General features: G+C 70.0%; 18 protein-coding genes. 9 read left to right on the forward strand and 9 right to left on the reverse strand.

Going from position 1 to position 18,444, the window contains the following annotated elements; genetic code table 11:
* The first annotated feature begins 75 nt into the window (after positions 1-75).
* The gene (pdxA, locus tag KME78_RS11605; protein WP_219528836.1) at positions 76-2,448 is read left to right on the forward strand and encodes a 4-hydroxythreonine-4-phosphate dehydrogenase PdxA; all 2,373 of its coding nucleotides are present in this window, start codon (positions 76-78) and stop codon (positions 2,446-2,448) included.
* Between the two features lie 38 nt (positions 2,449-2,486).
* Complete coding sequence (locus KME78_RS11610) at positions 2,487-3,308, forward strand: DeoR/GlpR family DNA-binding transcription regulator (protein ID WP_219528837.1); 822 nt, start codon at positions 2,487-2,489, stop codon at positions 3,306-3,308.
* 23 nt (positions 3,309-3,331) lie between these two features.
* Here KME78_RS11610 and KME78_RS11615 read toward each other — a convergent pair whose 3' ends face one another.
* Both KME78_RS11615 and KME78_RS11620 read right to left on the reverse strand, forming a co-directional pair.
* Positions 3,332-4,270, reverse strand: coding sequence for an RNA polymerase sigma-70 factor (locus KME78_RS11615; protein ID WP_219528838.1), 939 nt, complete (start codon positions 4,268-4,270; stop codon positions 3,332-3,334).
* Positions 4,267-5,178, reverse strand: coding sequence for an NAD-dependent epimerase/dehydratase family protein (locus tag KME78_RS11620; RefSeq protein WP_219528839.1), 912 nt, complete (start codon positions 5,176-5,178; stop codon positions 4,267-4,269). Before KME78_RS11620 ends, KME78_RS11615 begins: the two co-directional genes overlap by 4 nt.
* A gap of 157 nt (positions 5,179-5,335) precedes the next feature.
* Here KME78_RS11620 and KME78_RS11625 point away from each other — a divergent pair, with 157 nt between their 5' ends.
* Positions 5,336-6,031, forward strand: coding sequence for an NAD(P)-dependent oxidoreductase (locus KME78_RS11625; protein WP_219528840.1), 696 nt, complete (start codon positions 5,336-5,338; stop codon positions 6,029-6,031).
* A gap of 68 nt (positions 6,032-6,099) precedes the next feature.
* Here the strand turns inward: KME78_RS11625 and KME78_RS11630 are convergent, their stop codons facing one another.
* The gene (locus KME78_RS11630) at positions 6,100-7,893 is read right to left on the reverse strand and encodes a sigma-54-dependent Fis family transcriptional regulator (protein ID WP_281428693.1); all 1,794 of its coding nucleotides are present in this window, start codon (positions 7,891-7,893) and stop codon (positions 6,100-6,102) included.
* 497 nt (positions 7,894-8,390) lie between these two features.
* On the opposite strand from KME78_RS11630, the gene KME78_RS11635 reads away from it, so the two are divergent.
* The 3 genes from KME78_RS11635 to KME78_RS11645 all read left to right on the forward strand — a co-directional run bounded on the left by KME78_RS11635 (position 8,391) and on the right by KME78_RS11645 (position 10,729).
* Positions 8,391-8,546, forward strand: a complete 156-nt coding sequence (locus KME78_RS11635; RefSeq protein WP_219528842.1) for a hypothetical protein — start codon at positions 8,391-8,393, stop codon at positions 8,544-8,546.
* A 272-nt stretch (positions 8,547-8,818) separates the two neighbouring features.
* Positions 8,819-10,081: an MFS transporter gene (locus tag KME78_RS11640; protein WP_219528843.1), complete on the forward strand. Its 1,263-nt coding sequence runs from the start codon at positions 8,819-8,821 to the stop codon at positions 10,079-10,081.
* A 174-nt stretch (positions 10,082-10,255) separates the two neighbouring features.
* Positions 10,256-10,729 (forward strand): PaaI family thioesterase, encoded by a 474-nt coding sequence (locus KME78_RS11645; protein WP_219528844.1) that lies wholly within the window; start codon positions 10,256-10,258, stop codon positions 10,727-10,729.
* A gap of 13 nt (positions 10,730-10,742) precedes the next feature.
* Here KME78_RS11645 and KME78_RS11650 read toward each other — a convergent pair whose 3' ends face one another.
* The 3 genes from KME78_RS11650 to KME78_RS11660 form a co-directional block, all read right to left on the reverse strand.
* The gene (locus KME78_RS11650; protein ID WP_219528845.1) at positions 10,743-11,840 is read right to left on the reverse strand and encodes a HAMP domain-containing sensor histidine kinase; all 1,098 of its coding nucleotides are present in this window, start codon (positions 11,838-11,840) and stop codon (positions 10,743-10,745) included.
* Positions 11,837-12,490, reverse strand: coding sequence for a response regulator transcription factor (locus KME78_RS11655; protein ID WP_219528846.1), 654 nt, complete (start codon positions 12,488-12,490; stop codon positions 11,837-11,839). The genes KME78_RS11650 and KME78_RS11655 overlap by 4 nt, the downstream gene beginning before the upstream one ends.
* A 69-nt stretch (positions 12,491-12,559) precedes the next feature.
* Positions 12,560-12,721, reverse strand: coding sequence for a hypothetical protein (locus tag KME78_RS11660; protein WP_219528847.1), 162 nt, complete (start codon positions 12,719-12,721; stop codon positions 12,560-12,562).
* On the opposite strand from KME78_RS11660, the gene KME78_RS11665 reads away from it, so the two are divergent.
* From KME78_RS11665 to KME78_RS11675, 3 genes are read left to right on the forward strand one after another with little or no spacing between them, the layout of a single operon-like run.
* On the forward strand, positions 12,714-13,907 hold the full coding sequence (locus KME78_RS11665) for a S41 family peptidase (protein WP_219528848.1): 1,194 nt from the start codon (positions 12,714-12,716) through the stop codon (positions 13,905-13,907). The two genes, KME78_RS11660 and KME78_RS11665, sit on opposite strands and share 8 nt — an antisense overlap.
* Before the next feature lie 51 nt (positions 13,908-13,958).
* Complete coding sequence (locus tag KME78_RS11670; protein WP_219528849.1) at positions 13,959-14,705, forward strand: ABC transporter ATP-binding protein; 747 nt, start codon at positions 13,959-13,961, stop codon at positions 14,703-14,705.
* Positions 14,706-14,728: 23 nt separating this feature from the next.
* Entirely contained in the window at positions 14,729-16,537 is a 1,809-nt protein-coding gene (locus KME78_RS11675; protein ID WP_308126901.1) for an FtsX-like permease family protein, read from the forward strand.
* Positions 16,538-16,619: 82 nt separating this feature from the next.
* Here the strand turns inward: KME78_RS11675 and KME78_RS11680 are convergent, their stop codons facing one another.
* The 3 genes from KME78_RS11680 to KME78_RS11690 form a co-directional block, all read right to left on the reverse strand.
* On the reverse strand, positions 16,620-17,018 hold the full coding sequence (locus KME78_RS11680) for a hypothetical protein (protein ID WP_219528851.1): 399 nt from the start codon (positions 17,016-17,018) through the stop codon (positions 16,620-16,622).
* Position 17,019: 1 nt separating this feature from the next.
* Positions 17,020-17,565, reverse strand: a complete 546-nt coding sequence (locus KME78_RS11685) for a dihydrofolate reductase family protein (protein ID WP_219528852.1) — start codon at positions 17,563-17,565, stop codon at positions 17,020-17,022.
* A gap of 85 nt (positions 17,566-17,650) precedes the next feature.
* On the reverse strand, positions 17,651-18,427 hold the full coding sequence (locus KME78_RS11690) for an ABC transporter permease (protein ID WP_219528853.1): 777 nt from the start codon (positions 18,425-18,427) through the stop codon (positions 17,651-17,653).
* Between the last annotated feature and the right edge of the window lie 17 nt (positions 18,428-18,444).

Consider the following 18,444-nt stretch of genomic DNA (forward strand, 5'->3'; position numbering starts at 1 on the left):
GGATCGCGCACGAGGTTCGCGGGGGCAGTGAGAGCCTGTCTGACGTGCATAGATCGCTCTCATCGGAGGGGTTACTTGACGCCCAGGCCAAGCACGGCCGCGCACGGTGTGCTCATCGTGGCCGACGACCTCTCGGGGGCGGCTGAGTCGGCAGCGCGGGTCATGATGCGCGAAACGCGCACAAGGATTGTCCTCGCTCGACCTGCCGTGCGGGGAGAGCGCGATGCCGCCGACCTTCTGGTGGTCGATACCGACTCCCGGCACCTGCGTCCCACCGAGGCCGCCGCGGCGGTGCGTTCCGCGATCGCCCTGGCCTCGGCCGGACGTCCGCGGCTGGTTTTCAAGAAGATCGACTCTCTGCTGCGTGGCAACGTCGCGGCGGAGGTGGCCGCGCTCACGGCGCCTGGGACCGGCATCGTCGTGGCCCCTGCCCTGCCCGGCCTGGATCGGGTGGTACGCGGCGGCGTGCTGCATCTGGCCGGTGTGGCCCTCCATCGGGCGAACGCCTGGGCGGTGGACGGCGTCCCCGCTCCGACGTCGGTCGAGGCGGCCCTGGCGCCGCTTCCGGCCCGCGTGCTGGACCTCGCGACCGTGCGATCGGATCGCCTTTCCGACGCGATCGCCTCCTGCGCCGAGGACTCGCGCATCGCGCTGTGCGACGCCGAGACGGATCGCGATCTGGACGCCGTGCTACGTGCCGCGCTGACCGTACCGTCGGTGCGGCTGGTCGGCTCCGGTGGGCTCGCCGACGCGCTCGGGCGTCATCTGCGGAGTCTCGGCGCGGCCGTCGAAGAGCCTGAGCCGGACCTCGCGGAGGGCACACGGCACGGCGACGTCGAGGAGTGTGAGCCCGTCCCCGCGCATGCCGCGCGGCACGGCGACGTGGCCTGCCCGGCGCCGCTCGTCGTGGTGGGCAGCGCCGAGCCGGTCGCGGCCGAACAGGTGCGCCGGCTGGTCGAGGCGGGAGCCGTACCCGTGGCCCTGCCTTTGGCAGCGCTCCTCGGCGCACCCGCCGGACGGGCAGCCCTCCCCCGCATCCCGGTCGGCGACCAGGCGGTCGTGGTCTTCCTCGACTCCGCCGGCGCCGTCCACCCGGCGGCCTCGCGCGACATCGCGCGGCGGCTGGCCGAGGCCGTCGCGGACGCGGTGCGCGCGTCCCCGCGGACGGTGGACCTCGTGCTGACCGGCGGCGAGACCGCCCGGCGCGTCCTTGACGCCCTTCAGGTGCGGGAACTGACACCGGTCGGGCAGGTGCATCCGGGAGCCGTCCACTCCCGGATGCCCGACGGCCGTTCCGTGGTCACCCGCCCGGGCAGTTTCGGGGGACCCGACTCGCTCGTCGAGATCGTCCAGGCCTTGGCCCCGCACTCCCTAACCCCTCCTCAGAACCAAGCGAAAGGCCCCATAGTGAGCACCACCACCGCCGCCGTCAGCCCTCAGCCGCGCACCGCGGCCACTCCGATCATCGCCGTCACCATGGGTGACGGGGCCGGCGTAGGCCCGGAAGTCATCGTCGGCGCCCTGCAGGACCCCCAGGTCGCCGAGCTGTGCCGTCCCGTCGTCATCGGCGACGCCGTACGGCTGCGCCAAGCGGCCGACATCCTCGGGATCGACACCGAGATCGTCGCGATCGACACCGTGGCCGATGCCGTCTTCCAGCCGGGACGCGTCAATGTCATCGACCTGGCGCTGCTGCCGGAGGACCTGCCCTGGGGGAAGGTCTCCCCCGTGGCGGGGGCGGCCGCGTACCACTATGTGCGCGTCGCCAGCGGGCTGGCGATGGCCGGGGAGGTGCAGGCGATCTGCACCGCACCGCTGAACAAGGAGGCCCTGCACGCGGGCGGCCACATCTTCCCGGGACACACCGAACTCCTCGCGCACCTGACCGGGATCGACGAGGTGTCCATGATGTTGTCCTCGCCGAAGATCCGGGTCATCCACGTCACCACGCACATCGGACTGATCGACGCGATCGCGAAGATCGAACCCGGCCTGGTGGAACGGACCGTTCGCCGCGGCCACGAGGCGCTGCGCCGGGCCGGGATCGAGAACCCGCGCATCGGCGTGTGCGGCATCAACCCGCACGCCGGGGAGAACGGCCTGTTCGGGTATGGGGAAGAGGCCGAGAAGATCGTGCCCGCCGTCGAAGTCCTGAAGGCCGACGGCATCGACGTGCAGGGGCCGCTGCCCGCCGACACGGCGTTCTTCGTCGCGGGGCGCGGAGACTACGACCTCATCGTGGCGATGTACCACGACCAGGGCCACGGCCCGGTGAAGATCCTCGGCATCGAGGCCGGGGTGAACATCACCGTGGGCCTGCCCGTCATCCGCACGTCCGTGGACCACGGAACCGCCTTCGACATCGCCGGGAAGGGCATCGCCGAGGTCGGTAGCATGATCGAGGCGCTGCGGCAGGCCGCCCAGATGTCCCCCAGCCCGGCGATCTGACCCCGGGACGTTGACCGACAAGCCGAGAAGGAGGAGCGTTGTCCGGAAACCCTGACCGTCGGCGCGCCGAGATCGTGCGCCTGGCCACGACCAGTGGCCTGGCCAGCGTCGAAGAGCTGTCCTCGACGTTCGACGTGACGTCCTCCACCATCCGGCGTGACCTCGCCCGGCTGACCGCGCAAGGGCTGCTGGCCCGCACGTACGGCGGTGCGATGGCCGTCGTCGCGCACCCCGAGGACTCGTTGCGTCAGCGCTTCGGTGACGCCTTCGAGGCCAAACGCGGAATCGCCCGATGGGCGGCGCAGCAGATCGGAGCCGGGGAGTCCGTGTTGCTCGACGCCGGCTCGACCGTCGCGGCGCTGGCTCACGAGCTGCGCTCCAGCACCCAGCTCCTGATCGCCACCACGAGCCTTGCGGTACTGAAAGAGCTCGACGACGTCGAAGGCCTCCATGTGGAGTGCCTCGGTGGCCGGCTGCGCCACCTCAGCCAGGGGTTCGTCGGCCCCACCACCGAGACCGCTCTGGAGCGGATGTCGTTCGACCGCGTCTTTCTCGGGGCTGACGGAGTCACCGCCGACCGCGGGATCTGCGAGGCCGACCTCCAGCAGACCCGGCTCAAGGAGCTCATGGCGCGCAGCGCCCAGAAGACCTACGTGCTGGCGCACGCGGCCAAGATCGGGCGACGGCCGTTCCACGCCTGGGTTCAGCTCCCCCGGCCCTGGACGCTGGTGACCGACGTCGGCGCCCCGGAGGACGCGCTGGCCCCGTTCTCGGCCGAGGGAGTCGAGGTGGTCGTGGTCGACGCCGAAGGGCAGATCAGCAAGCCGAAGCCGGCCGCGGGTCAGCCGATCGCCCCATAGCGGCCTTGCCGCGAGCCCGTCGATCAGTCCGATGTGCGTGGTGACGTGGACCGGCGAGCCTGCTTCGCCTCGCGAACGACCGCCCAGGCGTCCGCCACCGGACCCAGGTGTCCGAGCTTGTCGGGGTTGATCACCGCGCGGATCATCTGGATCCGCCCATCGAGGATGTCGAGCGTCCAGGTGTTGACCACCTTGCCGTCCTGGTCGCGGAAGATCGCGCCCGGCTGGCCGTTCACCTCGTGTGACTGCACGACCCCGCCGATCGCGGCGAACGGCGCGAGCATCGCGACCAGCGTCCGGGCCACGTTCTCGGCGCCGAAGACGCCCTTGCCCCACAGCGGCGCCTTGCCCCCGCTGTCGCCGACCATCTGCGCGTCGGCGGCCAGCAGCTCCCGCAGCCCGGCCACGTCGCCTTCCCGGAAGGCGTCGAAGAATCGCCCGGCGAGTTCTTCTCGCTCCCGGCGGTCGGCCTCGAACCGGGCGCGGCCGGCGTCCATGTGGCGGCGCGCCCGTACGGCGAGCTGGCGGCAGGCCGCCTCCGAGCGCCCCACCGCCGACGCGACGTCACCGAAGCCGAACCCGAACACCTCCCGCAGCACGAAGACCGCCCGCTCGAGTGGGCTGAGCCGCTCCAGCAGCAGCAGGGCCGCCATCGACACCGAGTCGGCCAGCTCCGCCGACCGCTCCGGGTCCTCATACGGGTCGGTCAGCAGGGGCTCGGGAAACCACAGCCCGGCGTACTCCTCCCGCCGGACGCGCGCCGAGCGAAGCACGTCGATCGCGATCCGGGTGACCACGGCCGACAGGAACGCCTTGACCGACGCGGGTCGCGTCGGGGAGGCCTCGTAGCGCAGCCAGGTCTCCTGGACCGCGTCCTCGGCCTCGCCGACACTGCCGAGAATCCGGTAGGCGATCGAGAACAGCAGCGGCCGCAGTTCCTCGAACTCCTCGGCCCGGCTCACGCCAGCTCCTCCTTGAACCCCTGCCGCCAGGAGGGGTAACGCAGCTGCCAGCCGAGCTCCCGCTTGGCCTTGGCGTTGGAGAAGCCGCGCCCCTCGGTCATCATGGTCACCGCGGTCTGCCCGGCGAGCGGCCGGGCCAGCCAGACGGGCACCCGCATCGGCGGCTTCGCCCCCGCGCACTCGGCCAGGTAGGGCAGCCACTCACGAGCCGGGGCCGGCTCGTCGTCGATGATGTTGAACACACCCCTCGCCTTGTGCTCCACGGCCAGGACGGTGGCGCCGGCCGCGTCGTCGAGATGTACCCACGAACTGTAGCCGCCGCCGTTCCCGACGACCGGGTACTGCCGTTTGCGCACGAGTTCGACCTGATCGTCGGTGGCGCCCGGACCGTAGAACGCGCCGTACCGCAGGACCGCGCCACCCGCTCTGACGACCGCGTCCTCAAGGTGACGGAGCGCCTTCGCCCCCTTGCCGGTGCTCGTCGGGTCCAGCGGGTCCTCCTCGGTCTTCACCCATCCGCCCGTACGGACGCCGTTCCAAGAGGCGTAACCCTGTGCGATGAAGTGGGATACGCCGGTCGCTTCCGCGGCGGCCAGCAGGTGGTCCGTCCCCTCGGTACGCAGCCGGTTGGTGGTGGCGAACCAGCGGTCGAAGTGCTTGATATCTGGCTTGCCGGAGATAGCGGTCATCTGGTGCACGATCACGTCCGGTCGGGCCTTGGCCACCGCCTCCCCGACCGACCCCGCATCCAGCCCGTCCATCACGATCGCCTCGGCGCCCAACCGCTCCACCATGCCTGACTTCGCCGAGCTCGTCGTCGTCGCCATCACCTGGTGGCCACGCGCCACAAGCTGCGGCACCAGCCGCCGCCCCAACACCCCGGCTCCGCCGGCCACGAATACCCGCATGATCATCGCCTTCCCGATCCCACAACCTGTCTTCCATACCGGAGACGAGACCACCCGGCCGTTCTGTGACATGGCCCGGCAACTTCCTCATGTGTCACAGAACGACCAGGCTGTCTCGTCTCGGGGCAGACGGGTAACCAGGGAAAGGACAGTCGTCATGCGTATCGCAGTCTTCGGGGCCAACGGCCCGACCGGCCGCCTGCTCACCGGCCAGGCACTCGCCGCCGGACATCAGGTCGCCGCGGTGACCCGGCAGCCGGACACGTTTCCCGTGCACCATGATCGGCTTGAGGTGGTCGGTGCCGACGTGCTCGATCCGGCGGCCGTCGACGCCGCCGTGGCGGAACGGGATGCGGTGCTGTCGACGCTCGGGGTGCCCGCCGGCAAGGCACCGATCAGCACCTATTCGCGGGGCGTGGCCAATATCGTCGCCGCGATGCGACGGCATCGGGTGCGTCGGCTCGCCGTGGTGAGCTCTAGCGGGGTCGACCCGCACGCGTACTCCGAAGGCGGGTTCCTGTTCAACCGAGTCTTGCTGCCGTACGTGACGCGGGTGCTCGGTAAGACGCTGTACGACGACATGCGGCGGATGGAGGCGCTGGTCCGCGCCAGCGATCTGGACTGGACGATCGTGCGCCCCAGCGGGCTCTTCCAACTGCCGGCGGTCACCGACTACACGCTCGTCGAGGGCCACGCCGACAGCAGGTTCACCGCCCGTGCCGACCTGGCCGCGAGCATGCTGGCCCTGCTGGACGACGACCGCTATCTCCGCACCACCGTCAGCGTGATCACCACCGCCGACAACCCCAGCTTGCTCCAGTGGATCCGCCGCGAAGCACTCGCCAAAGGCTGAGCCGATGCGTCCGATCGGCTGCCGATCGCGCCCACCTGGGCGGCGGGCCATGGTCGGCTCGGACCGGCTTACTCGAGCCAGTTCCCATCGTTGGTGATCTTTAGTTCGCGCATTTTCCGGTACAGCGTCGTCCGGCCGATACCGAGCTCTTCGGCCGCCCGCGACCGGTTGCCCCGCCACTTCGCCAGGGCCGTGACGATGGCGGTCCGTTCGGCTCGCTCGATGCCCGACAGCGACGCTGAGCGATGTGCTTCGGTGATGCGCGGCGGCAGATCATCGACCTGGATGACCGCGCCGCGCGCGGTGGCCGCGGCTGCCTGGAGGACGGACCGCAGCTCTCGGACGTTGCCTGGCCAGTTCCAGCGCAGCAGCGCCTGCAAAGATGACGACGACAGCCGCCAGCGGACCCGGCCGTCGCTCAACGATTCGAGTATCTCCTCAGCGATGCCCGGAACGCATTCGCGCATCTCGGCCAAGGATGGCAGGTCGATCGTCACCGCCAGGCGATCGAGCAGGTCGCTGACCGCCTGGGGCGCGCGCGTGCGGTCGACGGTCGCGACGAGCAGCCCCCGCCGCTGCTTCGTCTGCCGCGCCGAATCCGACAGGATCGACTCCATTGCGGCAATGGCGCTGACCGGCATCTGCTCCGCGTGCCTGATCACCACGCGGCTGCCCGCGGCCATCCCGCGGACCGCGCGGGCAAGCCATTCCTGGGACGACGCCGCGTCGAACGTGGTCGCGTTCAGCACCAGCAGATCACGGCCCTCGGCCGACGCGAGTTGCGACGCGGTCCGTAGCCGCCCCGAGCCCGGCGGGCCGTTGAACGCGAGTACGTCGGCAGCCGCGGCGGCGGCCAGCACGCGGTCGCTGACCTCCGGGACCGCGTGGACCCGCAGCGCGGGCTTACCCCGCTGGACAGTCGCGGCCAGACCGGGACGGCGACGACGGAACGGTTGGGCGGGGAATTCAAGCAGGTAAGCGGGCCCGTCGGCATCCACTATCCGCCGCGCCTCGACGGACAGCGCGACGTCGCCGACCGTGACGTCCAGCTCGGCTGTGCCGTCCGTCCAGGCGTGCCGCTGGGCGGCTTCCCATAGCGCAACGTAGGTGGACGGGATCATCAGCGGCAGCAGCGCGGTGTCGGCCAGCACGCTGTCGTCGGTGAGAAGCATTGATGGGCCCCTGTGGGCTTTGGACCGTTGGAATGCTGAGACCAGGGTGGCCTCGCGCGCCCAGACCAGTTCCTTCAGCGCCTGCTCGACCTGACTCGCGGCGAGCTTGGTCAAGGACATCATCATCGGGTTCGCCGCCGCCGCGGTCGCCGCGAGCGAGAGGGATCCGGCCACGACACCGTTTCGAGGGCTGAGGATCGGTACGCCGGCGCACGCGAAGACCTGGAGCGCCTCGTTGAAGTGTTCGGCGCCGTGTACCCAGAGGGCTTGCTTGTCTTCGAGGGCTGTTCCCAGCCCATTGGTGCCGACAGTTGGCTCCGAGTAGTCGAATCCCTCGAGGACGTAGTGGTCGTCCAGCCGGTCGCGCTGCCGGAAGTCCGCGACCCGCCGGGCGATGATCCGGCCCGACCGGTTGGTCATCAGGACGGCGACGCCGAGATCAGCGAGTTCGCCTTCCAGGTGATCCAGAATCGGAGCGGCCGCGCGGGTGAGCAAGCCGGATGCGTTGCCGCGCTCGATGCGGCGCGTTCGGATCTGCTCTGACGGGGTCGAGGCCGACACGCACCGCCGCCAGCTTCGCAGGATATCCGGCCGCACGTCGCTCGAGCGGAGCGCGGTGGTCAGCAGGCCGCCACTGACCAGGGCATGGCGCGCGGTCTGGAGACTTTCGTCACTATCTCCAGGCTTCATGATCGTCTTCTCTTCATGATGATCTGAGGGTCCTCATGTAGGGAGCTTGGCGCCATGGGCACCTGTCCCGGTTATGCGCTGTTTCCATCACGGGTTCGCCCAGGTCTCAGCGGATCGGGCGATTGGCCCGGTGGGGGCACTTGGCAGCCCGACCGGGGCGGAGCGGACGCCATGGCCCGGCGTGCCGCTCAGCCGACAGGATTGCGCTCACCGTATTCACACTGTTCGAACGGGATTGCGCTCACTGTACCTGCACTGTTCCGAATCGGCACAGTTCAAACCGGCAATGTGGTCACACACTTAGTGAGGAACCGCACCGGGCAGTGTCCATCCGTCTCAGGAATATCGCATACACCAACCGCCACGCCGACCCGCCCAGTGGGGTGGCGCGTGCCGGAAACGCTTCACTCGCCTTCGCCACGGCTGTTGCGACGTCAAATCATATTCACCGAGTACAGATTGGAGACCCGCTGTGATCTATCGTCGTGCGTTGCCGCGTGACAGCGGCGCGGTTGCCCTGGGAGCGATTCGGTGAGAGCCACGCCATCAACATGGCCACCATCGGCATCTGGAACCGCCGCAAGCGCTACATGGACGAGGAATTCCTGTTCCGGGACAACAAATTCTTCTATTCACAAATCGGGCTGGCATAGCTCCTGCTCGACTACAACCCGGAACTCGGTGACAGCGGCCCGCTCGCCGGTCCGGCGGGTGCACCAGACCGAAGCGGTTACAAGGTGTGGGCAGCACGACGTATCACCTCGTCGGTACGGCACGTATGGGCGACCCGGCGGCCCGAGATGATCCGCGCCGGCTGACGTTGAGTGCGCCACAGTCAAGTCCCCTACCTCCCCTCGGAGGGATGAGCATGGACCTGCCTCCAAGGAGGCCTACCTCAGATCACACGGGCATACCGAAGGCGTCGATGGTCGTCGCGGCCCTGTCCGCGGTGGTGGAGTGGTACGACTTCACGCTGTACCTGTTCATGGCCACGGTCATCGCCCGCGTCTTCTTCGGCCACAGTGCCGCCTCGGTGCTCACCACCCTTGCCCTGTTCGCCATCGCCTACCTGATGCGGCCGCTGGGCGCGCTCGTCTTCGGGCACATCGGCGACCGGTACGGCCGGCGCACGGTCCTGCTCGCTTCGATGGCGGTAATGGCGGTCGCCATGCTCGAAACCGCCCTGCTGCCAACCCGCGCGCAGATCGGGTCCGGGGCGGGGGCGTTGCTGTTGGCCTTGCGCTGCCTCGTGGGCTTCTCCGTCGGTGGCGAGTACATCGGAATCACCGCTTACCTGCTCGAGGGCGCGCCACCCCGTCGCCGTGGCCTGGTCGTGTCGCTGGCCGCGGCGGCCAGCGAGATCGGTGCGTTGCTCGCCGTGGCCGTGGCCGCGATCACCGTGTCGCTGTTCGACGGCGCCGCCCTGGACAGTTGGGGCTGGCGCCTGCCCTTCCTGTTCGGCGCGCTGCTGGCGGCCGCTACCTTGGTGGCTCGGTCGACCATACGCGAGTCCCCGGCGTTCGAGCAGGAGAAACGCGCCCATGCCGGTCGTCATGCCCCGCTGCGGTTGATGCTGCGTACCCAGCGCCCTGGCTTCTGTCGGACGTTCGCGATCTCGGCGCTCGCCTCGGTCACCTACTACGTCGGCATCACCTATGTGCCGACCTATCTGAGCTCTGTGGGGGGCTTGGCCGAGCGGGATTCGCTGTGGCTGTCGACCATCGCGGCGGCCGTGGTCATCGTGGTCACTCCGTTCGCCGGCGCGTTGTCCGACCGGGTAGGGCGCCGGTTCGCGCTGTTGCTGTTCGGCGTGCTGTCGCTGGCCTTGCCGGTGGCGATGTTCACCTTCATGGCCGACGTCACCGTCCTGCGTGCGGTGACCGGCGCCGTGGTGCTGGCCGTGCTGGCCGGCAGCATCCGCGCGGTCAGCACGGCCGCCACCGCGGAGCAGTTCCCGGTCGCCGGCCGGCTCTCCGGGCTGGCCGTGGGTGCGACGGCCGCGACCACCGTGTTCGGCGGCCTCACCCCGTATCTGGCACAGGCCATGACCGATGCGAGCGGCTGGGCCCCCGCGCCCGGTGTCCTGGTTGCCGCTGTCGCGGTGGTCGTCCTTCCGGTGCTGTGGTGGATGCCGGAGACCGCGCCCGTGCGCGCCGTTTCGCCGCGCCCGGAGGCGTCCCCCGCGTGAGCCCAGGTATGCGATCTGCCAGGTAGCCAACCACGTGAAACGCTCGTGCGCGCAGTCTGGTACGACCAGCAAGGTTTCGCCGCACGCCGAAGCCGACCGCGGGTCAGCCGATCGCCCAGCCGTCGCCTTGTGCGTGGCGGCCGGGGCCGGGGAGCCGCGCAGGATGGAGAGGCCATGGAAGACCAGATGCGACAGCCGCAGGCGAGCCCCGAGGTGCGGGCGCGCATCCAGGCCAGTTTCGATCGGCAGGGACTGATGCGCCATCTCGGTGCGCGCATTGTCCACATCGCAGCGGGATGCGTACGCATCGTGCTTCCCAGCCGGCCGGAAGTCACCCAGCAGCACGGTTACGTCCACGCGGGAGCCAGCAGCGCCATCGCGGACAGCGCGGGCGGCTATGCGGCGTTCACGCTGGCCCCGGAGAACACGTCGGTGCTCACGGTCGAGTACAAGATCAATCTCCTGGCGCCTGCCGAAGGCGATCACATCGAGGCCGTGGGGACGGTCCTGAGGTCCGGGCGAACGCTGGCCGTGTGCCAACTGGAAGTGTTCGGCGTCCAGGACGGGCACCGGTCGCTCGTCGCGACAGGCCAGCAGACGCTGATGTTCGTCAAGGAAAGAGCCGAACAGCCGGACGACCAGCGCTGAATCGTCGTGAGGGTCAGCACTGGCCACTGTCGTCCGTAGCAGGCATCGCATCCTCAGCTCCCGCGAAAGCCACGACGAGCTCCAACCCGCCCCCCGGGTTGGGGCTCGCTCGCACGTCGGCCCCGTGAGCCTTCGCGATCGACGCGACGATCGACAACCCGAGCCCGGCGCCCTGTCCACGGGTCGTCTGCAGCCGCCGGAAGGGCTCGAAGAGATCGCCGAAACGTTCCTGGGGCACGTGCGGGCCGGTGTTGCGGACCGTCAGAACTCCACGGGAGAGCGCTACCTCGACGGTTCCGCCGGGATGGTTGTAGCGGACCGCGTTGTCGAGGAGGTTGGTGACGAGCCGGTTCAGCAGGACAGGGTCCCCATCGACGACGAACGGCTCCGTTCGTTCCGTCACGGTGACGCCGTCCGAGCCTCTCTCCGTCAGGACGAGCCGTACCACCTGGTCCAGGGCCACCGGACTCCTGTCGTCCAGGCCGTGTTCCGCCTGGGCCAGGACCAGCAGGGCGTCGATGAGCTTCTCCGCGCGGTGGTTGTGGAGCAGGAGCGTGCCGCGGATCGCCCCGACGTCCTCGGGGAGCCCGATCTCGATCGCCGCCCGCTGGACGGCCAGCGGGGTCCGCAACTCGTGGGAGGCGTTCGCGATGAACCGCCGCTGTCCCGCGACGGAGCGTTCGAGCCGGTCGAGCATCGCGTCGAAGGTGTCGGCCAGTTCCTTCAGCTCGTCCTTCGGCCCGGCGAGCGCGATCCGTTCGTGCAGGGTCGACAGGGACAGTCGCTGCGCGGTGGCGGTGATCCGGTGGATGGGCCGCAGGATCCGCCCGGCGACCAGCCATCCGACGACCAAGGAGACCAGCGCCAGGATCCCGACCGTCAACGCGGTCACCCTCCACTGGTGACTGATCACGTTGTTCACCAGCTGCGGCAGTGGTAGCCGCACCCCCCTCGTCGGCGTGATCGGTGCCACCGCTCCCCCGGGCAGCCGGCCGATCTGCGTGTCCAGTGTCTGGCGCAGCAGGAGGTTGACCGTGACCAGCAACACGACCGAGGTCAGCAGGAACAGTCCGGAGTAGATCAGCGTGAGCCGTACGCGGATCGTCGTCACAGCAAGTATCCCGCACCGGGAACCGTCTGAATGCACGGCGGGTCGCCCAGCTTGGCCCGTAGGCGGCTGACCAGGACCCGCACCACCGTGGTGAACGGATCGGCGTTCTCGTCCCATGCCTCTTCGAGCAGCCGTTCGGAGCTCACGACCGCGCCGTCCGCCCTCATCAGCACCTCAAGGACGGCGAACTCCTTGAGCGACAGGTGCAGGTGCCGCCCGTCCCGCGAGGCTTGCAGCCGGTGAGTGTCGAGCACGATGCCGTGCCGCGTCAGCACCGGTGGTATCTGCGACTGGCTGCGCCGCCCCAGCGCCCGCACCCGGGCGACCAGCTCGGCGTAGTCGAACGGTTTGGGCAGGTAGTCGTCGGCCCCCATCCCGAGACCCGCGACGCGCTCCGGCACCGACGCCGCCGCCGTCATCATCAGGATCCGCGTACGGCTCCCGCGCGCCACCAGCTCGCGGCACACGAGGTCGCCGTGCAGCTCGGGCAGGTCCCGATCCAGCACGAGAACGTCGTAGTCGTGCACCGCCAAGCGCTCCACCGCGGCGGCCCCGTCGTACACCACGTCGACGGCCATGGCATGGCGGCGCAACCCCACCGCCACGAGATCGGCCAGGTCTCGTTCGTCTTCGGCCACCAGAACCCGCATGCCGACGTTCATACCCGAACCGGGGTTTCACTGGCGTTAACGGATCCGTTCACGACCGTGCAACCCGCTTCAGGCCACGCTGGCGGCCATGATCAGAGCCCTCTGCGCCGCCGTCCTGATGGCGGCCTGCTCCCTGTCCGCACCAGCGTCAGCATCGGCCACTCCAGGCGGGGGGTGCGCCACCAGCACGGCGCCACCGCCGAGATCGGCACCGCCTACCTCGGTGAACACGCTCCGCCAGGCGTACTTCTGCGTGCTGGACAACTATTACAGCGGCCCGGCCATGGATGCGAAGGCGCTGCTGAAGAGCGCCTTCGCCGCCTACACCCAGAACCTGATGCGGCGCGGCGCCGACCGGGCCGACCTTCGGCTGCCCGCCCTGACCGGGAACCGCGACACCGACTGGGCCGCCTTCGCGAAAGTCCTCGGCGCCGGCGACCCCGCCGCCCTGAGCGCCGCGATCACCGGCATGGTCGCCGGACTGCACGACAACCATGCCCGCTCGGTCCGGCCGACCCCGTCGCAAGAGGGCGGCCAAACCGGAACGGGCATCGTGGGCGCGTCGGCTCAGCAGGGAGGATCGCAGCTCGACCCCGCGGCCCGGCCACCGATGTTCATCACCCGCGTCCTGCCCGGCAGCCCCGCCGCCAAGGCCGACATCAGACCCGGTGACATCATCGTCAAGGCCGACGGCGTGCCCGCGTTCATCGGAGACACCGTGAATCAGAGCATCCTCGACGTCTTCGCCTCCGGCACGGTACGGCTCACGCTCAAGCGGCCCACGACGGGACGGACCCGCACCGTCGAGCTCAGACAGGGCCCTATCACGCGGCCGGCTCCGACGGTGACGTCAAAGAAGCTCGCCGACGGCGTCACCTACGTCCAACTGCCCGGATTCTACGAAGGCGCCGCCGACCAGGTCATCGCCAAGCTGCAGGGGAAGCCGAAGGCGGTGGTCCTCGATCTGCGCGGCAACGGCGGCGGGTCGCCTCGCGAGGTCACGCGGCTGCTCGGCGCGTTCGCGCACGGCAAGATCACCAGCTACTTCTGCCCGCTCAAGGGCGACTGCGTGCCCAACCGGACCGACGACAGCGTCCCGCTGCTCGGCTCGCGCCTGATCGTCCTCACCGACCGCGGATGCGCCTCGGCCTGTGAGGACTTCAGCGCGGCGGTCAAAGACAACGGCCTGGGCACCCTCATCGGGACCCGCACCGCTGGGGCCGTCTCCGGCCCCAGCGAGGCATACCTCCTCGACGACGGCAGCGCCGTGGCCCTGCCCAGGGTCCGGCACCTCGGGCCCGCCCGCGAAATCATCGACACGATCGGCGTACCGGTCGACCATTACGCCCCCATGACCGCCCTCGACCTGGCCACCGGGCGCGACCCGGGCGTGACCAAGGCACTGGCGCTTCTTTGACGCGCCGGCTCACGGCATGTGGAAGAACCGGACCTATCGAAGGAGTGGATCGTGAGCAATGCCGCCGACGCGCCCGTACTGAGCGCCCGCGGGTTACGAAGGGAGTACGGCAAGGGAGAAGGGCTGGTACGCGCCGTCGACGGGGTCGATCTCGACGTCAGCGCGGGAGAGACGGTATCGATCATGGGACCCAGCGGCTGCGGTAAGTCCACGCTGCTGCACCTGCTCGGCGGGCTGGACCGGTCCTCGGGTGGCGAGGTGTCGCTGAACGGCCGGCGCATCGACAACATCAGCGAGAAGGCCCTGGCCAGGATGCGACGGACCGACGTCAGCTACGTCTTCCAGTCCTTCCACCTGATGGAGGAGCTCACCGCCGTCGAGAACGTCGAGCTGTCGGCGTTGCTGGCCGGACGCTCGCCGCGGGCCGCCCGGCGGCGCGCGGAGGAACTGCTGGATCAGCTCGGCCTCGCCGGCCGGTCGCGCTTCCTGCCCTCCGCGCTCTCCGGCGGCCAGCGGCAGCGGGTCGCGGTCGCCCGGGCGCTGAGCAACGAGCCGCTGGTCGTCCTCGCCGACGAACCGACCGGCAACCTGGACAGCGCCGCCACCCTGGACGTCCTCCAACTGTTCAAGGACCTGCACGAGTCCGGGCAGACGCTGGTCATCGTCACCCACGACGCGCGGATCGCGGCCACCGCGGACCGGAGGTTCTCGATGCGCGACGGCGCGCTCGTGGACGAGACCCGGCTGACCGGTGACACCACCGGGCAGCTCGGCGCGCTCGTCGGGCTGGAGGACTGACCGGAATGGGCCGCGTACTTCTCGTGATCCGTCTCGCTCTGCGAGACCTCCGGCGGCGCCGCACCGAGGCCGTGCTTCTGCTGATCGCCATCCTGGCCGCCACCACGACGCTGACGCTCGGGCTCGTTCTGCGCGACGCGGCCGGCGACCCGTACCAGAGCACCCGGGCGGCGACCAAGGGACCCGACGTGGTCGCCAACGCCGGCCAGGCCGCCGGCCTCGCGGAGCTCGGGAAACTGGCCACCGCCTCCGGCGTCACCGCGCACAGCGGACCGTACCCCGTCATCGCGGGGAAGCTCGAGGCGTCAGGACGCACGTCGGACGTGCAGGTCGAAGGGCGCGATGCCACTGTCGCGGCGGTCGATCAGCCCCAGGTGACGCGGGGCAGCTGGGTCAGCGACGGCGGCGTGGTGCTCGAGGCCGCCTTCGCCGACTCGCTCGATGTGGGCGTCGGGGACTCGGTCACCCTGAGCGGTAGGTCGTTCAAGGTCGTCGGCGTCGCGGTCACCGCCGCCATGCCGCCCTATCCCGGGGCGTCCTGCATCGTCCCCGCCGGCTGTATCAACGGCGCCATCCCCGACGACCGGGACCTGCCGGCGGGGATGCTGCACAATCCCGGGCTGGTCTGGCTCACCCAGGCGGAGGCGCGGAGCCTCGCCTCGGACCGAAGTCCCCTGTCGTACGTGATGAACCTGAAGCTGGCCGACCCGGACGAAGCCCAGGCATTCGTCGACCGGACCGGCGGCGATCATGGCGGCGCCCTGCCGATGCAGACCTGGCAGAACATCCTCGAAGACGCCACCGATCTGGCCCGGGACTCCCAGATCCTGCTGCTGATAGGAGCCTGGCTGCTCGGCCTGCTCGCCGTGGCCAGCCTCTCGGTGCTGGTCGGTGGCCGTATGGCCGACCAGAACCGGCGCGTCGGACTGCTCAAAGCAGTCGGCGGCACCCCGAGCCTGGTGGCTGCCGTGCTGCTCGCGGAGTATCTCCTCGTGGCCGTCGTCGCGGCCGCCGCCGGGCTGGCGATCGGCGCGCTGACCGCTCCGTTGCTCACCGAGTCCAGTGCCGGCCTCGTCGGCAGCGCGGGGACGGCGTCGTTGACCTGGTCCACGATCGGTCTGGTCACCGCCGTGGCACTCGGTGTCGCGGTGGTGGCGACCGCTGTTCCGGCCGTGCGCGCGGCCCGCTCCAGCACCGTCAGCGCGCTGGCCGACGCGGCACGCCCGCCTCGCCGTACCGGTTGGCTGATCACTGTCTCGGCGCAACTGCCCGTCCCGCTGCTGCTCGCCTCGCGGGTCGCCGCCCGCCGGCCGCGACGGGTCGTGCTGGCTGTGGTCAGCATCGCGGTCACGGTCAGCGGGGTGTACGTCCTGCTGGTGCTCAACGCCTTCCTCGGCGACCAGCCGGGCACTGGCGCGTACACCGCAGCTCAGGTGGAGACGCTGCGCCACGTGCTCCTCGTCTGGACGGTCATCCTGCTCTCCCTGGCGGCGGTCAACGCCATCGTCATCACCTGGGCGACGGTGCTCGACAACCGGCATGCGTCGGCGCTGGCCCGCGCCCTCGGCGCCACCCCGGGGGAAATGACCGTCGCCCTGGCGGCCGCGCAGGTGCTGCCCGCGCTCGTCGGTGCCGTTCTGGGTGTCTTCCCGGGAGGCTGGGCGCTGTTCGCCGCCATCAACGCGATCACCGGCGGCGACAGTGACAAGGCCACGCTTCCGGTGCCCTGGCAGCTGATCGCGGTGGTGCTGGCGACCGTGCTGGCGGTGGCGGCGCTCACCTCTGTTCCCGCCCACCTTGGCGGCCGCCGTCCCGTGATCGCGACTCTCTGAGCCGGCCGCAGCCGTCGGCTGTTCCGCACGGGCCGCGTGGCGAGGCCGCCTGTGCCGATCGCCGCCGCGTTGCCCGGACGGGCTAGCGTCCTCCGGTGAAGGGCGGCTCGCCTTCCTTGAGCGGGCGGAAGCGTAGCGCCGACCAGATCTCGTCCACCGCGACCTGCCCGTTGGGCCGCAGGCCGTACTCGGCGACGATGGGCCAGAGCGTGTCGCGGTTGATGTCGGCCTTGTTGCCCTTCGGGTAGGCCACCCACAGGGCGGCGGGCTTGGCCAGCTGGTCGCGGTGCTCGTCGAGGAGCCGGCGGGCCGCGGCGGCGTCGGCGGCGAACAGCACCGCCACGCCCGCCTCGCCCAGGTCGTCGATGTGCCGCGCGCCCTCGGGCAGCGGCTCGACGAGTGAGCGGTGCTCGTCGTCGGAGATCCAGACGGCGGTCTGCGGCTTGACCAGCAGCTTGTCGGCGACGGTCTTGGCGGCCACGTCACGCCTTCCCGTAGGTGAGGGAGAGGACACCGGTGCTGAGCGTCTGGGAGCCGAGCAGCTGGAGCGGGATCTCCCCGGTGCCCTCCTCGAACAGGCGCTTGCCGGTGCCGACCACGATCGGGTGGACCAGCAGGCGCAGCTCGTCGAGCAGGCCGTCGGCCAGCAGCGACCTGACCAGGGTGGCGCTGCCGGTGATGCCGATGTCCTTGCCCGGCTGCTGCTTGAGCTCGGTCAACTGGGCGGCGACATCGCCCTTGATGATCGTGGTGTTCTGCCACTCGGCGGTGTCGAGGGTGGTGGTGACGACGTACTTGGGCGTGTTGTTCATGCGGTCGGCGAACGGGTTGGCAGCCGGGTCCTCGTGCGGCCAGTGCGCGGCGAACTCCTCGTAGGTCCGCCGGCCGAGCAGCATCACGTCGGCCTGCTCCATCTGCGAGCCGACGATCTGCCCCATCTCTTCGTTGAAGTAGGGGAAGTGCCACTTCTCGGGTGACTCCACGACGCCGTCCAGGGAGATGAACAGGCCCGCCACGATCTTTCTCATCGCTGTGCTCCTTGTCTGAGGTGCCTTGAGCCTCCCACCGAAAAATATAATTGTCAAGACTTCTGCAATGGTCGGAAAGGGGCCGTCAGGAGTCGCGGAGCCGTAGCGCCAGCCCGCCGCCCAGGAGCGCGGCGGCGGCCCATGCGGCCAGTACGCCGAGCCCCGCCCACGGACTGAGGGGCAGACTCGACAGGTGGGTGGTGGCCTGGATGGCGAGACCGGCGCTCATCGGCGCGATCCGCCAGAGCAGCCTCTGCCAGTCCGGGTCGTAGATCACGAAGGGCAGGATCGAGAGGAAGTAGAGCAGCCCGAACACGATCCCGATGGCCGCAGCCGAGTCCCGTACGATGGCCGCCACACCGAGGCTGAGCAGGGCGATCAGCCCGAGATAGAGGACCGAGCCGAAGGCCGCGCGCAAGGTGGGTCCGTCGGCCGGCGACAGCGGCGCGTAGCCGTGTGCGGCGGTGAAGCCGTTGCCGGGCAGGATGAGCCGTCCGGCCAGTACGGACGCGAGCACTGCGATGGTCGCCGCGGCCAGCGTCAGCCCGGTGACGATGATCGCCTTGGCGGCCAGGAGGGTGACCCGCCGCGGCATGGCGGTGAGGGTGGTGCGGATCATGCCGGTGCTGTATTCGCCGCTGATCGCCAGCACCGCCAGGATGGCGACGACCGCCTGGCCCGCCTGGACCCCCATGAGGCTGAGCTTGGTGATGTCCTGGTCGCATCCCGCCGACGGGCAGGACACGGCCGCGGCGGCCGCGGCGCTCATCGTCGCGGTCAGCGCGATGACGGCGAGCAGCAGCCAGGCGGGACCCGCGACGGTACGCGTCTTCGTCCACTCCGCGTGGAGTTCTTGTCTCATGCGTCCCTCCCACACAG

The sequence above is a fragment of the Nonomuraea guangzhouensis genome (assembly GCF_019396345.1).
GTDB classification, from domain to species: Bacteria; Actinomycetota; Actinomycetes; order Streptosporangiales; family Streptosporangiaceae; genus Nonomuraea; species Nonomuraea guangzhouensis.

Bases quoted from the DNA above. Each gene is read 5' to 3' on its own strand.
- KME78_RS11620 (WP_219528839.1), bottom strand. From the start codon at position 5,178: ATGCGGGTATTCGTGGCCGGCGGAGCCGGGGTGTTGGGGCGGCGGCTG.
- KME78_RS11625 (WP_219528840.1), top strand. From the start codon at position 5,336: ATGCGTATCGCAGTCTTCGGGGCCAACGGCCCGACCGGCCGCCTGCTC.
- KME78_RS11630 (WP_281428693.1), bottom strand. From the start codon at position 7,893: ATGAAGCCTGGAGATAGTGACGAAAGTCTCCAGACCGCGCGCCATGCC.
- KME78_RS11640 (WP_219528843.1), top strand. From the start codon at position 8,819: ATGGTCGTCGCGGCCCTGTCCGCGGTGGTGGAGTGGTACGACTTCACG.
- KME78_RS11645 (WP_219528844.1), top strand. From the start codon at position 10,256: ATGGAAGACCAGATGCGACAGCCGCAGGCGAGCCCCGAGGTGCGGGCG.
- KME78_RS11655 (WP_219528846.1), bottom strand. From the start codon at position 12,490: ATGCGGGTTCTGGTGGCCGAAGACGAACGAGACCTGGCCGATCTCGTG.
- KME78_RS11685 (WP_219528852.1), bottom strand. From the start codon at position 17,565: ATGAGAAAGATCGTGGCGGGCCTGTTCATCTCCCTGGACGGCGTCGTG.
- KME78_RS11690 (WP_219528853.1), bottom strand. From the start codon at position 18,427: ATGAGACAAGAACTCCACGCGGAGTGGACGAAGACGCGTACCGTCGCG.